The 14,221-nt window shown below is 44.1% G+C and carries 11 protein-coding genes; all 11 read right to left on the bottom strand.

Annotated elements, in window-relative coordinates; genetic code table 11:
* Nucleotides 1–69: 69 nt before the first annotated feature.
* On the bottom strand, nucleotides 70–1,836 hold the full coding sequence (locus VN447_RS10810) for a formate--tetrahydrofolate ligase (protein WP_325525366.1): 1,767 nt from the start codon (nucleotides 1,834–1,836) through the stop codon (nucleotides 70–72).
* 489 nt (nucleotides 1,837–2,325) lie between these two features.
* Nucleotides 2,326–2,853, bottom strand: a complete 528-nt coding sequence (locus VN447_RS10805) for a type 1 glutamine amidotransferase domain-containing protein (RefSeq protein ID WP_325525365.1) — start codon at nucleotides 2,851–2,853, stop codon at nucleotides 2,326–2,328.
* A 192-nt stretch (nucleotides 2,854–3,045) separates the two neighbouring features.
* Complete coding sequence (locus VN447_RS10800) at nucleotides 3,046–4,707, bottom strand: ribonuclease J (RefSeq protein WP_325525364.1); 1,662 nt, start codon at nucleotides 4,705–4,707, stop codon at nucleotides 3,046–3,048.
* 177 nt (nucleotides 4,708–4,884) lie between these two features.
* Complete coding sequence (locus VN447_RS10795) at nucleotides 4,885–5,763, bottom strand: LysR family transcriptional regulator (protein ID WP_325525363.1); 879 nt, start codon at nucleotides 5,761–5,763, stop codon at nucleotides 4,885–4,887.
* Between the two features lie 511 nt (nucleotides 5,764–6,274).
* A complete protein-coding gene (locus tag VN447_RS10790) occupies nucleotides 6,275–7,888 on the bottom strand; it encodes a mannitol dehydrogenase family protein (protein ID WP_325525362.1) in 1,614 nt (537 codons plus the stop codon).
* A gap of 166 nt (nucleotides 7,889–8,054) precedes the next feature.
* A complete protein-coding gene (locus VN447_RS10785) occupies nucleotides 8,055–9,074 on the bottom strand; it encodes a TRAP transporter substrate-binding protein (RefSeq protein WP_325525361.1) in 1,020 nt (339 codons plus the stop codon).
* Nucleotides 9,075–9,174: 100 nt separating this feature from the next.
* Nucleotides 9,175–10,467, bottom strand: a complete 1,293-nt coding sequence (locus tag VN447_RS10780) for a TRAP transporter large permease (protein WP_325525360.1) — start codon at nucleotides 10,465–10,467, stop codon at nucleotides 9,175–9,177.
* A complete protein-coding gene (locus VN447_RS10775; RefSeq protein ID WP_325525359.1) occupies nucleotides 10,467–10,988 on the bottom strand; it encodes a TRAP transporter small permease in 522 nt (173 codons plus the stop codon). The genes VN447_RS10780 and VN447_RS10775 overlap by 1 nt, the downstream gene beginning before the upstream one ends.
* Nucleotides 10,989–11,016: 28 nt before the next feature.
* Nucleotides 11,017–12,108: a mannonate dehydratase gene (gene uxuA / locus VN447_RS10770; RefSeq protein WP_325525358.1), complete on the bottom strand. Its 1,092-nt coding sequence runs from the start codon at nucleotides 12,106–12,108 to the stop codon at nucleotides 11,017–11,019.
* A 12-nt stretch (nucleotides 12,109–12,120) separates the two neighbouring features.
* On the bottom strand, nucleotides 12,121–12,837 hold the full coding sequence (locus VN447_RS10765) for a GntR family transcriptional regulator (RefSeq protein ID WP_325525357.1): 717 nt from the start codon (nucleotides 12,835–12,837) through the stop codon (nucleotides 12,121–12,123).
* Between the two features lie 119 nt (nucleotides 12,838–12,956).
* Nucleotides 12,957–14,129, bottom strand: a complete 1,173-nt coding sequence (locus tag VN447_RS10760) for an MFS transporter (RefSeq protein ID WP_325525356.1) — start codon at nucleotides 14,127–14,129, stop codon at nucleotides 12,957–12,959.
* Nucleotides 14,130–14,221: the final 92 nt, after the last annotated feature.

Here is a 14,221-nt window from a genome sequence, read left to right as displayed (position 1 = left end):
GAGTCAGGTGATCAATAAAATAAGAACGAAAGCCCCGGATTCCTGGGGCTTTCGTTCTGGATGATTGTTCTAGAATAAACCGCTAACCTTACCTGTTTTGACGTCGACGTCGATTCTGCGATAAGCAGGATCAGAGCTAGTTCCCGGCATCAGGCTGATAGCCCCAGCCATCGGGCAGAGGAACTTGGCGCCGCCATAAACCAGGACATCGCGAATTGGCAATCTCCAGCCCTTAGGTACACCTTTCCAAGTCGGCTCATGCGACAAGGACAGGTGGGACTTAACCATCATTGTGCAGAAGTCTGCATACTTAGGATCAGCCTCGAACCTCTTGGCTTTCTCCTCAGCTAGTGGAGCCCAATCAACGCCGTCGGCGCCGTAGACTTCTGTGGCAATCTTCTCAACACGCTGTCTAAGCGGCATTTCCAATGGATACAGGAACTGTAGTTTGACTTCTTCCTTACAGGCGTCCATAACGGCATCGGCCAGATCCAGAGCGCCATCGCCGCCCTTAAGCCAATGTTCAGATACAGCGGCGCGAGCGCCTGCCTGTTCAGCAATTCTCTTAACGAGGGCATGCTCTGCAGGGGTGTCAGTGTAGAACGCATTGATACAAACAACAGGTTTGATACCGGATTTCTTGATCACATTGATCAAGTGTACCATGTTCTCGCAGCCCTTTTCGAGCAGTCCCAGGTTTTCCTTGGTGTACTCATCAGGCAACGGACGGCCCGGAACAACGGTAGGTCCGCCACCATGCATCTTCAAGGCGCGAACAGTAGCAACCAGGATAGAAACGTTTGGTGTCATTCCGCTCAGGCGGGCTTTGACGTTCCAGAATTTTTCGAAACCGATATCGGCAGCAAAACCAGACTCGGTAACATGGTAATCGAAGCACTTTAAGCCAACGCGGTCGGCAATGATGGAGGACTGGCCAATGGCGATGTTAGCAAACGGACCAGCATGAACGAAACAAGGCTGACCTTCAACAGTAGCACAAAGTGTAGGATTAATTGTGTTACGCATCCAGGCGGCCATAGCGCCGTCAACTTCCAGGTCACCAGTGGTAACTGGATCACCCTGTCTGTTATAGCCAACTATAATATGTTTAAACCGCTCGCGCATATCTTCTAAATCTTTGGCCACAGCCAAAATAGCCATCAACTCGGAACCAACGGCGATACCGAACTTGGACTGCATCATTAAGCCGTCCTTCTTGCCGCCAATACCCATAATGATGTTTCTCAGACCCTGGGCAGCAAAGTCTAAGACCCAGCCCATTTCAATATTCTTGGGATCGATGTCAAGTCTTTTCAGGCCTCTCTTGGCTAACTCGGCATCAGTGTAGTTGGCTTCGTGCTGCATTCTAGCATTCATAGCAACCATAGCCAGGTTATGTGCATTCATAATATCATTGATATCCCCGGTCAAGCCGAGAGAGAACTCAGTCATAGGAATTAAAAGTGCATTACCACCGCCAGCAGCAGTACCTTTTACGTTCATAGTCGGTCCGCCGGAAGGCTGACGCAGAGCGCCACCAACGTTTACACCACGTTTACCCAGACCTTCCATAATGCCGATGGAGGTAGTTGATTTACCTTCACCCAGTGGGGTAGGAGTGATAGCAGTTACTTCAATAAACTTGCCATCTGGCTTATCTTTCAGGCGGTCCATAACCTTCAGGAAATCAACCTTCGGAGTCTTGCCATAAGGAATTATTTCGTCCTTTTGCAGTCCCATCATTTCCATGTACTTTTCGGTACTAGGGATAGCTCCCGCTGCTTCCGCTAACTCTGCTATCTGCCAGTCCTTCAATTCGGTAGGATTCCAAGCCATAAAAATATATCCCCCTTTTTTTTTGTGTTTTTCAGATTGTTAAATCCAAACAACTACGTTATTTCACGAACTTATTCTGACAAACACCCCCCTAGTTTTTGATTCTGTTTCCATTAGTCACCGTAAAGTAACCGGCAACTTTTTAATGTAAAACCTAGAATCGGAAAACAAAAAAACTCTGATAAATCTAAACTCCGTACGCCTTAAGAGTATTTAAAATGCAATTTATTCCATATTTAAATAAGCACAAGATATATATTCCCGCATTGCATTTTACTTTCCGACTCCAAGTTAGACAGCAATACCATCCATCTATGTAACATTTGTAATTGTTGTTAATTAATCCCATTGTTCACATTCTACACTGACCTCGCTAATTCCTACCTGGGAATAAAATTTTTTTCTTTTCGGAATTTTATGCAAATTAAAATCAACCCTAACCTTTTTGCTACAGGACTTGGCCGGCCGATTTTATTATTCAGTTCAATATTATTTTTTCCCTAACAAAACCTTTAAAAAAGCTAGCATATACTGCGGCAGGTCAGGCGGACGCCGGCTTGATACAATATGTCCATCAATAACGGCTGGTTCATCCAACCAAATAGCACCCGCGTTTTCCATGTCGTCACGGATACCCGGGGTACTGGTAACCTTCCGGCCTGTTAGGATCTTGGCAGAAATAAGAACCCAACCAGCATGACAGATTTGCCCAATAGGCTTCTCGCTGACATTAAACTCCTGCACCAGCTTCAAGATTGCAGGATAGCGCCTTAATTTGTCAGGTGCCCACCCGCCTGGCACTAGCAAAGCATCATAATCTTCGGCATTCTCCTCTAAAAAGCTGCAGTCAGATACTGCTGGCACGCCATATTTACCGATATAGGTTTCCTGCTTCTTTTCACCGGCTATGTGCACTTCTACACCGGCTTCCCTCAATCGGAGAACAGGGTACCACAATTCCAGGTCTTCAAAATCATGGTCAATAAGCTGAAGAACTTTTACCGTTTTTTCCGACATCTGGCTAACCTCCCTGAAACCTTTATTTCTAATATCCTTTCTAAATTGGTGTGGTAAATCCTGCAAGGTACTACGGGTTTCTCCAAAAAAAGTAAACAGGGCGCGTTACTAAAGTCTACACACGTACAATAGTAAAGACCTACAAGCAGCTAATTGCTTGTAGGTCTTTTGAGTAAGCCCTTCGACGGCAGCTTATAGATCCATAATAATTGGCAAAATCATGGGCCTGCGTCCGGTTTTAGAAAATAAATACTTCGCCAGTGCTTCCCGCATGCCAGCCTTGAGCGGCGCCCATTGGGTTATTGGCTGGTTTTCAAAACGTTCTAACACGCTTTTTACTATTTTGCGAGACTCGTCAATTAAAGCTTCTGAGTCTCGTACGTAGACAAATCCCCGGGAAACAATATCCGGACCGTCGAGAACACAGCCCCTGCTTTTATCAAGGGTAACAACAACAATTAATACGCCGTCTTGAGAGAGTTGGCGTCGATCCCTGATAACAATATTGCCGACATCACCGACACCTAAACCGTCTACAAAGATTTTTCCGGCAGTTACTTTACCAGCCATACGTCCGGTCTCTGCAGTAAACTCAAAAACATGACCATTTTCACCAATAAAAACGTTCTCTTTAGGTATTCCTAGCTCATTCGCCAGTTTTCCATGGTGTTTGAGCATCCGGTGCTCACCATGCACAGGAATGAGAAATTTGGGCTGAGTCAGGTTCAATATGAGTTTAAGCTCTTCCTGGCTGGCGTGGCCGGAAACATGGATGCCTGACGTTCTTTCATAAACGACATGCACGCCTGAGCGAAGTAATGCATCGATAGTTCGACCTATGGAACGCTCATTGCCAGGTATCGGACTAGCCGCGATAAGCACAGTATCTCCGTGAGCCAATTCTAAACTACGATGATTTTTCGATGCTAGACGGCTTAGCGCCGCCATGGGTTCGCCCTGACTGCCTGTGGTCAAAATAAGCATTTGGTTGTCAGGATAACGGTTGATTTCATCAACACTAATCAGGATTCCTTCCGGGATGCTCATATAACCAAGCTCCTGAGCCTTAGTTATAACGGTTACCATACTCCGGCCAAGCAGCGCTACTTTGCGCCCATATTTACAGGCCGAAGTAATAGCTTGCTGTAGTCTAGGTACATTAGAAGCAAAGGTTGTTAGAATAATTCGCCCCTTCGCGGCGCGAAAATGCTCATCTAACGCTACGCTTACTGTGCGTTCTGACTTAGTGTAGCCTGGACGCTCAGCATTGGTGCTGTCAGACATTAGCACAAGTACTCCCTCATTCCCTAGCTCAGCAAATTTATGGATATCTATCATTTTGCCGTCAACAGGGGTCTGATCTATTTTGAAGTCTCCGGTATGAACAACCGTTCCTACCGGAGTTTTGAGGTAAATACCCAAAGCATCGGCAATCGAGTGGTTAACCCGGATAAAACCGACTTCAAATTGTCCGAGCGTGAGCGAATCTCCGGGAGCTACCGGAATGAGATTGTGGGCTGAGACATCATACTCCTTGAGCCGTCCCTCTACTAAACCGAGGGTAAGCTTAGAGCCATACACAGGTACATCGACCTGGCGCAGTAGATAAAATAAGGAGCCGATATGGTCCTCGTGGCCATGGGTTAAGACAACTGCCCTAATTTTATCCTTATTTTCTATGAGATAGGTCATGTCAGGTATCACTAAATCAATACCTAGCATGTCCTCTTCCGGGAAAGCGAGGCCTGAATCCAGGATAATCATGTCATCGCCGTAACGGAACACCGTCATATTCTTCCCGATCTCGCCAAGACCCCCAAGTGGTATAATTAATAGTTTGTCGTTCTTCTTCAACTGGAACCTCCAATAATATTTTTTATTCACTAACAAAATTAGAACTAGGACCCTGGCAGGTCCTAGTTTTTACTCAACGTTACCTTATCATCCGCACCATCTGATTAAAATTAACGCCGATCACTAACTAGTGCTTTTATTATATACAACCAGCAAAAGATTTGCAAATTTTGGCGGTTATTCCCGTTTCACAAAGGCAATCAGTTCCCGGGCGGCATGGGACAAATACCGGCCTCTTTTCCACGCCATGGCTAATTGCAGGTAGAGCTGCGGATCGGCCATAGGCAGCGTAGTAAATGTGTCAGTCTTAAGTGCTTGGCATACCTTACTGGGGAGTAACGCTACCCCAAGACGTGCTGCAACAATTTGAGTCATAAGTTCCTGCTGGGACGTTTCAAAGATTATGTTTGGGGTAAAGCCGGCCTCTTTACAACGTTCAATAATTTTATCATGCAGGATATAGTCATTACTATATAAAACAAACTGCTCATTTTTAAGATCCTGATAAGTAATTACGCTCTGTTTGGCTAAAGGGTGCTTGGGGTGCATGACAATGTTAAGCCGGTCTTGCACAAAAGAAACGGTTTCATAAAGCGATTCTTCTTCACAGGGTACATAAATGATCCCCAAATCCAGCGTACCGTCTTGGATTCCCAGTTCTATTTTCTTTGAGCCATATTCATACAAGTTAATCTGGATATTAGGGTATTCGTTTTTAAATTGCCCCAGCGACTGAGCAAAGTCGCTTACGCCGGTAATCGGCGGCAATCCAATATGGATTTTACCTGATTGAAGCTTAGTGATTCCACCGAGTTGCGCATTGATGTTTTGAAAAGAGGAAACGATCTGCTGTGCCTGTTCAAGGATTGCTTCGCCGGCATCGGTTAGCTCAACAGACTTAGGATTCCGGTAAAACAATACCGAACCAAGCTGACTTTCCAGATCTTTAATGGTCTTGCTGATAGAAGGCTGTGAAACGTGCAATGTTTCTGCCGCTTTGCTGAAGTTTTTCTGGCGTGCAACCTCAATAAAATATTCCAACTGTCTTATATCCACGTAATTTATCTCCATTTTCCAAAAACTGTTTCTACATGATCAGAAAGTATGCCCCTTCTGATAATAAGTACAACCGCTATTCCCCTACAGGCACAGGCAGTTTCTGCCAGTATCCTAAAGGACTTGTACAACCCAGTATTTTTTATTTACAATATTAAAAAGCAATTGACGTTTACAGTTTTATTTACTATTATACTATTGTTATCAAGATTTGTGGATAATATTACTATATTGTCGAATACTTTGATATTTTATTGTTAGTGAAGGGAGTAATACATTTGAAAGAGTTACTGCAATGTATGGGTATTATATCTTTAATGCTACTAATGCCGCTGATATTTAACTAGTTTTCCGTTTAGCGGAGAATATTTTGCATAATCACACCTTTCCTTCATAGGTTAGGTGTTTTTTCTTTTCAGCCATAGGAAAAAAAGCTCAGGCAGCAGGCATCTCCAACCGCTACTTGAGCTTTTTTTGCATTACTCGAGGACTACGACTTGCTTATTGTCTTTTATAAATACTTTTGCAGGGTAGCTCTTACTGCACCGGTTCCAGCTATCATTTCAGCAAAATAGCCTTCAATCTTCTCCCCTAGTCCAACACAATAAAGATCTGATCCAAATATGTCTTTATTCGAAAGTATTGGCTTTAAATTCACTTGTACTGATGTGGTGTCACCCAATCTAATCCCTGAAATGTAAGCCCTCAACGTACTCAAAAGAGGATCTGAGCTTAAACTCATTTCCTTGCCCTGATCATCCACACCCATCAGGTATCTGCACCAACCGGCAATAACAAGCGGAATATACTTAAGATTGGTTACATCCAAACCCGGCCTTTGGCCATAAGCCTTGATGGTTTCGCCAAACCGTATACCTACCTTTTGTGATGTATCTGTGGCAATTCTTTGGGGTGTATCAGGTATATACGGATTAGGGAATCTTACCTCAATGACTTCTCTGATAAAGGCTTCCGGATCGATAATCTGTGGATTTACAACAACTGGCATTCCTTCTTCGTAGCCTACTTTTTCTACCAGCTTTTTCAATTCCGGATCTTTCATTTCGTCTGCTATCAATGTATACCCCAGCAAACAGCCAAATATCGCCAACGAGGTATGCAGGGGATTCAGGCAGGTACATACTTTCATCTTTTCAACCCTATCCACAGTCTGCCTGTCGGTAAAGATTACACCAGCCTGTTCCAGCGGCATACGGCCATTCGGGAATTTGTCTTCTATTACCAGGTACTCCGACTTTTCGGCATTAACAAAAGGAGCAATAAATGTATTTTTAGTTGTACAAAGAATCTCTGTACTTTCAAAACCGCTTTCACTTAATGCGGCTTTAACACTTTCAGCAGGTCTGGGGGTAATTTTATCGATCATGCTCCAGGGAAAGGACACCTTTTCAGGATTATTTATATAATGCTGAAATCCTTCTTCCACTAAGCCCGTTTCGCTCCACTTGGCGGCAATTGCCGCAACAGCGCTGTGTAGTATATCGCCATTATGGGAGCAGTTATCCATACTGACGAAAGCAATCGGCAGTTCACCATTTTTGTAGCGGGTATAGGCCAGGGACGTTATTCTAGCCATAACACTTTTAGGTCGCTTAGGCCCGTTCGCCATATCTTCCTGCACATCTACGGAATACTCACCGGAAGCATTCTTTAAGCTATACCCTTTTTCAGTTATGGTAAAACTTGCTAGCTGTAACGAAGGGGTAGCAAATATGGTTTGTAGTCTCTGCCAGTCATTTTCTCTGGCAGGGTCCCCTATTAGACTTTCGCTTATGCTGCCTATAATCTTTTTTTCCAGGCTGCCATCAGTATTCATAATAGCCAATAAACCTAAATTATCATAAGGGGCATAAATCTTTTCGATAATTTCATGATCATATGTTTCGACAACAACAATTCCTGTATCCACTTTGCCAGAGTTTAGGAGTGTTTGCTGCAGCATGGCGATAAAGCCCCTGAAGATATTACCAGCCCCAAAGTGCACCCATGTCGGGTTTTCCTTGGTCATGGCCGTCATTTGATCATAATCAAATTTTACATTTTCGATACCTGCTTGTTCCCATTGGGCAGTATTTTTTATACTTTCTTTATTTAACTGTAACATTGGATGACTCCCTTCTTTTTTTCAATCTAATGTAAAAGTCAAACACTGATTCTAAAATTTCCACACACCAAACATCCCATACCAGCATTGTGACTGAACGGCTAAACAAACGGCTGTTCATCTGAGCGATGAACAGCCGCCGCAATTATGCTTTTTTTACGCTCAACTATTTAGCTAGTTTTTGGATAGCTTCCAATTCGGCTTTAAAATCAACACCGTATTTTTCGATAACCGGCTTAGCTGCATCCTGCCAAGGTTTCACATCTTTGACTTCAGTTACAACTACACCGCTCTTAACAAGCTTATCCATTGCATCTTTGTCAAACTTGTCCCATTGCTCTTTTTGATATTGAACAGAATCCTGGGCGGCTTGTCTAATGAGAGCGCGGTCTTCTTCAGACAGCTTATCTGAGGTTATTTTGCTCATCATTAACACTTCAGGCACTCTCTGGTGACTGTCTAACACATAGTTTTTTACAGCCTGGTTATGGCTGGCGGTCAGGAAGCTGGGCGCATTGTTCTCAGCGCCGTCAATAACGCCAGTCTGCAAGGCGCTGAATACTTCGCCATATGCCATCGGGGTTGCGCTGGCACCAAAGGCTTTCATCAGGTCAATGTTAATAGCATTTTGAATAACACGGATTTTCATGCCTTTTAAGTCTTCAGGTGACTTAACAGGGTTTTTAGTATAGAAGCTGCGGGAGCCTGAGCTATAGTAAGCAAGTCCTACCATTTTGGATTTATCAAGACTGGCCAGCAGTTGTTTGCCTGACTCACTGTCAAGATAGCGCCATACATGAGCATCATCATTGAAGATATAAGGCAGGGAGAATACGCCAAATGCCTTATTAAACTCGGCTAAGTTACCTGTGCTGACGCGCGTAAATTCAAGAGAACCCATTTGAATCTGCTGAACGACTGACTTCTCATCACCAAGCTGAGCAGAATCGAATACTTTTATTTGAATGCGGCCTTTACTTCTTTCATTAACAAGCTCGGCAAACTTTTTGTCACCAAGAGTTGTAGGATAATCGGAGGGATGAGCTTCTGCTAACCGGAAAGTGTACTTGGGTTTCTGAGCATCACCTGCAGCACCATCTTTTTTAGCGCCGCCGCAGCCTGATACCACGATTCCTGCCCCCAAAACAACTGCTAAACATGCCGCTAACCATTTTTTACTTTTCATTGTTCTCCCCCTTAATAATTAGTACGGATACCTAATACACCGTGACAGTTTCTGTACAAATCGCCCCCTCTGCCATCCGTATACAAACCCTAACTAGACTCTATTTAAAGAGAGACGGCAGCCATAGGACAGTTTGCGGAACATAGGTGATTAGAAGTAGAACCACCAGCATAGCATAGAAGAATGGCATCATGGCTTTAGTACCTTGGGATATACTGACGCCGCCGATAGCACAGCCGATAAATAATACTGTTCCAACCGGGGGTGTCAATAATCCTATTCCGGCATTAAATACCAGCATAAGGCCAAAGTGAACAGGATCCATGCCCATAGCCGTAGCTACCGGCAGCAATACAGGCGTTAAAATCAGAATCATAGGTGCCATGTCCATAGGCCCGCCCAAAATTATGAGCAGAATGTTCATAAGCATTAGGATAACATATGGATTTTCCGATATGCTCAAAAACCAAGAGGTAATCATATCAGGTATGCTCAGGTAGGCCATTACATAGCCAAAGGCGGCCGATGCGGCAATCAGGAAGTAAACCATTAATACCGTACGCAGAGTACGTTTAAGCACACTCCACATGCGGGTTACCGGTACATCACGGTAAAAGCCGAAAGCCAGGATAAAGGAATAAACAACCGCCAGGGCACCTGATTCAGTAGCAGTAAACACCCCAGAGATAATACCACCAAGAATAATGAAGGCCGGAGAAATAGATAACAGTCCGTCAAAAACAATACGTGGTATAGCTTTTCTGTCAACAGGGTCACTAACTGGATAATTACGTTTTTTGGCCATTATATAAGCTACAGTCATAAGTGAACCAAGCAATATAAAACCAGGAACAATGCCGCCAAGGAATAGACTCTTAATGGAAATGCCACCAGCAACGATCGAGTATAATACTAGATTATGGCTAGGCGGTACAACAACTCCTTGGATGGCTGAAGAAATGGTAAGACCAACCGCATAGTCGGCATCATAGCCTTTTTTCTTCATGGCCGGGATCATAACCGAACCGACCGAAGCTGCATCCGCACCGGCTGAGCCTGAAATATTACCAAAGAACATGCAGGCAATACAGTTTACCAGCGCCAGGCCACCACGAATCCTGCCAACTAGCAAACTGGCGAAGTCGACCAATCGCTGGGCCAAGCCGCCCTCGCCCATGATTTGACCTGTGAGAATGAAAAACGGAATAGCTAACAAGGAAAACGTGCTAACGCCATTAATCATTTGCTGCCCAACAGTAGGAAGGGGAACGTCAAGGAACACCATGGTTAACAAAGACGAGGCAAATAACGCCTGGGCTACAGGCAGTTTAAGAAGTACGGTTCCAATAAAGCTAATTCCAAGCAGCCATACTGCAATATCATTTACGTCCATTATTCTTTGCCCTCCATGTCTCCGCCAATCTCAAGATCAGATCCTGTGTGACGCTTGGTATCAATGCCAGCCAGGTGCAAGAGCGAATAAGCGCAAACCATAAGTCCGCTTACCGGCATAACAAGATACACAATACTGTTAGGCAATTTAGTGGCTGGCAGGGTGGAATCAAACATCAGTACAGTAAACTCCCAGCCGTAGATCACAAAATACAAGCCGTAGAGAAGGCCCATTAGCTCAATCCACTTGTCAATCCAGAAGTTAACCTTAGGAGACATGCGGTCAGTCAACGCTTCGACCCCCATATGCACACCCTCGCGGAAACCAATGGCAATGCCCATGAAGGCAAACCATACCAGACACAATAGAATGGCTTCTTCTGACCAGAAGAAAACAAAGTTAAATACCTTCCGGGTAAATACTTGAACAGCCATGACGATAATTACACCGAGCAATGCAAATATTGCACAGTTTTCAAACAATGTGTCAATCTTTAGAGCAAATCTTTTCAGACATTCCAAGGCCTTTGCCCCCTTGCTTATTTAATCATTATTTAGCGGAAAGGGAACCCTTTGCGCACCTGTCGATGGCATCCCACAAGCCATACAGATATACAGCCCCCATCGCCCGGTCGTAGAGACCGTAGCCAGGCATGCCTTCTTCACCCCAAACCATCCTGCCGTGGTCAGGTCGTAACGGGCCGGTAAAGCCTGCATCATGGAGTGCTTTCATGATACCGTACATATCAAGCGAAGAAGTATCATCTTTATGGGCGACTTCACTAAACACGCCTGGTTCATATATCTTAATATTGCGAACATGAGCAAAGTGGAGGCGTCCCATTTGAGCAAAATAGCCAAAAATCTCTGGAATGTTATTGTTCGGATTGGCGCCAAGCGAACCACTGCACAGTGCAAGACCGTTAGACGGGCTGTCAACAAGTTTGACAATACGCTCAAGGTTTTCCTTGCAGGTTACAATCCGCGGCAGACCAAATACAGACCAGGGCGGATCATCCGGATGAATGGCCATTTTAATACCGCACTCTTCGGCAGTAGGAATAATGCCTTCCAGGAAGTATTTCAGGTTTTCAAACAGTTTCTCTTCATCAATGTCCTTGTACAAGTCAAACAGCTTTTTGATAGAAGCCAGACGACCTTTTTCCCAGCCGGGGAGTTCAAAACCGTTAGAGCCTTTCTCCATATCTTCAACAAGCTTGGCTGGCTCTAAGTTTTTGATAATCTTTTCATCATAAAAGAGGGCTGTAGAGCCGTCAGGCAGTTCTTTTGCCAGTTCTGTCCGGGTCCAGTCAAAGACAGGCATAAAGTTGTAGCAGACTACATCAACCCCTGCTTTAGCCAGGTTCTTTAGCGTAATACAGTAGTTTTCGATATAGCGATCCCTGGTGGCAAGACCAAGTTTGATATCCTCATGAACGTTCACGCTTTCCACTGTTTTAAAGGTGAGGCCGGCGGCTTCAATCTGGTTTTTAATCTCCAGAATGTCCTCATAAGGCCACACTTCACCAACAGGAATATGGTATATGGCGCTGACCACATTTTTCATACCAGGAATTTGTCTGATATAGCTCAGTGGGATCTTATCAAGCTTGTTGCCATACCAACGAAAAGACATAAGCATACGGTATTCCCCCTATTTGTTTGTCATAGTAAATGTCTGTTGTTTACAAGGCAAAAAATAATGCCCCTGCTCGTTCCTCAAATGTTCTAAATCGACAACTACCTTGTTTAAGTGCAAATCAATTATTTTTTTTCCTAAGACTACATCGTTTTCGCGAATCGCCCTAACAAGTGCGCTATGCTGCTCAATCAGCTGCTCCCATTCAAATTCTTTCACCTTTAGATTCAGTATGCGGACCCGGTTGTAGTGCGCATTCATCAAATGCAGCATGTTCCAGGTGCGGCTCTTCTTGCACCCTTTAAAAATAAGCCCGTGCATTGTTTCGTCAAGTTCAAAGAATCTGTGATAGTTTTTTTCGCTGATGCACAACTCTTGTAGCGCCAGACTGGTCTGAAGCTGCAGCAAATCCTCACTGGGAAAACTGACGCAAGCTTGCTGAATAACTGCTTTTTCCAGCGTTTCTCTGGCAAATTTAGATTCCTCAACCTGGTCAATATCGATCAGGGAAACATAGGTCCCCTTTTGCGGGATAATGTCCAACAGGTTTTCCTGTGCCAGCTTAATAAAGGCTTCTCTTACCGGAGTGCGGCTTACATTTAGCTGAGTGGCCACATCTTGTTCTGAAATACTTTGTCCAGGAGGAAGGTTGAGGTCGATAATATTCATTCTCAAAAACCTATAAACATACTCACGAATCGATTCCTGAGGTTTTTGCTCTATTATTAACAACGTCTAGATCCCCCTTCGCTACTCTCGATTGCCTACTGCCACACTACCATACTACCATACTAGCACGAGTACTATTTTTCTGACAACAGGAAAAAATTTAGATTTTTTTGTGTTTTTTTTCAATTTGGTTTTTGGTGATTATTTTCGCTGCCAGCATTAACGACAGTGAGTGCAATTAAAATAAAAACGGCTGCCATAAAACTGCCACTAATCATCAGTGCTGCCTTCAAGCTAAAGGAATGTTTCAGCCAGCTGGAAAAGGGCGAGGCTGTCAGTCCCCCTAAGGAGCCAAACGTAATATATAGTGACATCAATGCAGCCGATGGATAAGGTAACTGCAAGGTACCATACGACAAGATGCACGCATACAGCCCGGAAAAACCCAGACCCATTAAGCTTACTGCTGCCAGCACAGTAAAGTAATCCGAGCTGTTAACCAATACCATGAAGGCGGCAAAAGCTACGCCTGAACAAATCAGAATGTATTTTTCTACATTGACTTTTCGTAAAATCAGTCCTGATAAAATTCTGCCTGCCGACATGAAAAACCAGAATACCGAGATGAGAAATCCGGCTTGGGTTGCATCCACCGCCAGATACTCAATAAAGTACGTATTCCCCCAAAACATAAAACTGCCTTCCGCAATCATATAACAGAACAAACTTACGGCAATTGCATAGGCACTAAGCTTGAGTTTGTCAATTTTATTCTTCTCAACATGTTGCTGGCGCTTACTTAACCTAACCGGAGTGAACCATACGAACAGCAAAACACCGGCCAGTAACGGTAGTACCAACCGGTAAATAGACTGCCACTCAATACCGTTCGCTAATAAAGCCCCGGAAAGAAGCGGTGAAATAATGGCACCAATGCTGAAAAAAAAGTGGAGTACGCTCAATCGCGAAGACCTGTCTTTGTTATCATATAAATGCACGATAATGTAACTGGCTGTCGAAGAAAAGAAACCATTGCCGACGCCAAAGGCAAATACAAAAAAAGCGAATAAAGGCAAACTGCCGACACTGGAAATTCCAATAATACTTGCCGCCACCAGGCCTGCGACCAATAATAGCTGCACTCTTATATCTGTTTTTTCCAGCAGGCGGCCATTACACTGCACTGCCGTAATATTGCCAAGAGTAAACAAGGTGTAAATATAGCCGATAATATGAGTATCTACTTGAAAACTCCTGGCAATATGAATCAGAACCACTCCAGGCAGCAGGCAAATAATGCCGTTAAAGCAGAAAAGTACGTTAGCTAATGTAGTAAGTTTACGTGAGGATTTCATGCTAGGTATCTCCCTTACAACTTAAACTGCGACAAAAGCTTTTAATTAGCTGTTTGTTGTAAAATACCTGCAGCTATGATTCCACATGGTGG

The organism is Sporomusa sp., from assembly GCF_035561155.1.
In the GTDB taxonomy this organism is placed as follows: Bacteria; Bacillota; Negativicutes; order Sporomusales; family Sporomusaceae; genus Sporomusa.
Note: the sequence above shows the minus strand (reverse complement) of the source record. Positions and strands in the feature narration are given on the sequence as shown.

Bases quoted from the DNA above. Each gene is read 5' to 3' on its own strand.
- VN447_RS10790 (WP_325525362.1), bottom strand. From the start codon at position 7,888: ATGTTACAGTTAAATAAAGAAAGTATAAAAAATACTGCCCAATGGGAA.
- VN447_RS10810 (WP_325525366.1), bottom strand. From the start codon at position 1,836: ATGGCTTGGAATCCTACCGAATTGAAGGACTGGCAGATAGCAGAGTTA.
- uxuA (WP_325525358.1), bottom strand. From the start codon at position 12,108: ATGCTTATGTCTTTTCGTTGGTATGGCAACAAGCTTGATAAGATCCCA.
- VN447_RS10805 (WP_325525365.1), bottom strand. From the start codon at position 2,853: ATGTCGGAAAAAACGGTAAAAGTTCTTCAGCTTATTGACCATGATTTT.
- VN447_RS10760 (WP_325525356.1), bottom strand. From the start codon at position 14,129: ATGAAATCCTCACGTAAACTTACTACATTAGCTAACGTACTTTTCTGC.
- VN447_RS10785 (WP_325525361.1), bottom strand. From the start codon at position 9,074: ATGAAAAGTAAAAAATGGTTAGCGGCATGTTTAGCAGTTGTTTTGGGG.
- VN447_RS10780 (WP_325525360.1), bottom strand. From the start codon at position 10,467: ATGGACGTAAATGATATTGCAGTATGGCTGCTTGGAATTAGCTTTATT.